General features: G+C 39.8%; 1 protein-coding gene. It reads right to left on the bottom strand.

Annotated features, from left to right (window positions below):
- Nucleotides 1-20: 20 nt before the first annotated feature.
- On the bottom strand, nt 21-1,145 hold the full coding sequence (locus tag I6F48_RS21185; protein ID WP_197120247.1) for an ISAs1 family transposase: 1,125 nt from the start codon (nt 1,143-1,145) through the stop codon (nt 21-23).
- Between the last annotated feature and the right edge of the window lie 73 nt (nt 1,146-1,218).

Below are 1,218 nucleotides of genomic sequence, written 5' to 3' on the forward strand. Positions count from 1 at the left end.
CAGGGTAAGATTACGTAAGCTCAATAAATAAGCTGTAAAACTTTATCTGCATAATCAGTATCGAGTGCAGCTTTGAAACGCTTAGCTTTCAGACCTTTTTTACAGCTTTTTTCAAGTTTCAATAAATTGAGAACAAGGTGCCTAATTACGGACATGTTTTCAGCTGCGTTTGAACGCCTAACACGACTCAAGTCTTCATTAAAACTGACATCAAGTACCCAGTGTAGCTGATTCTCAATGCTCCAATGCTTTCTAACCGCGTTCCCGAATGTTTTTGCGTCAGCTTCTATAGAGCAGATGAAATAACGGATTTCTTTACTTATTTTTCCATCTACATGTCGCTCTGATTCAGCCATCCCCACACTTACCAATCCATCCCATTGCGAAGTTAAATCATTAATGCTTGTCAGAACATCTGTTATCCAATACCGACGAACCTCAATCCTGCCGTGCCCACTATCAACTTCTTCGTGATAAGCATGCTCTACATTTTTAAATTTGTCGCTTTGACAAATCTCAAAAAAATCCTTAATGGACTGGTGTAAATGTCCTTGGTTACCTTTAACTGCAATAACATAATCGGCTTCTTTGTGACGTATTTTTTTAGTAATCGCTTTTTGACATCCCATCGCATCGATCGTGATGATGCTGCCTTTAATATCTAGTAAATCAAGCAATGCGGGAATTGCGGTTATCTCATTTGATTTTTCTGCGGTTTTAACTTGCCCTAATACAACACCATTGTTCGCTGCAAATGCGCTAACCATGTGGATTGCACTTTTCTTTGATTTCTTATCATAAGAGCCGCGAACTGTTTTTCCGTCGATAGCAATAACTTCGCCGTGTGTTTCTTCCTGTGCTGATTTCATCCAGTTAATGAAGCAACTTTGTATCGTTTGGGGCTCTAACGAAGAGACTACTCGTGCAATGGTGTCATGAACAGGAATGCCATTTTCAAACGAGCCATACTTTTTTAACAACTCAATCTTGTTATGCGCCACTTCTTCAATTGACTCCCAGCCATCGGCGCCACAGATAACGCCAACAACGAGTGTTAGAAGGATATCGTGAAGCTTATGCTCTACTTTTGATTGTTGGCGATGATCAGGGATTGGTGAAAAATGTTCATTAAAGGCAGATAACATTTGAGACTCCTATGAATTAGAAGCGTATTTGATCACACTTGGCTCAAAATGGAAAGTTCATGATCTTGCCCTG

The sequence above is a fragment of the Pseudoalteromonas sp. SWYJ118 genome, assembly GCF_015864505.1.
Classification (GTDB): domain Bacteria; phylum Pseudomonadota; class Gammaproteobacteria; order Enterobacterales; family Alteromonadaceae; genus Pseudoalteromonas; species Pseudoalteromonas arctica.

Coding starts and splice junctions, on each gene's coding strand:
- I6F48_RS21185 (WP_197120247.1), bottom strand. CDS start 1,145: ATGTTATCTGCCTTTAATGAACATTTTTCACCAATCCCTGATCATCGC.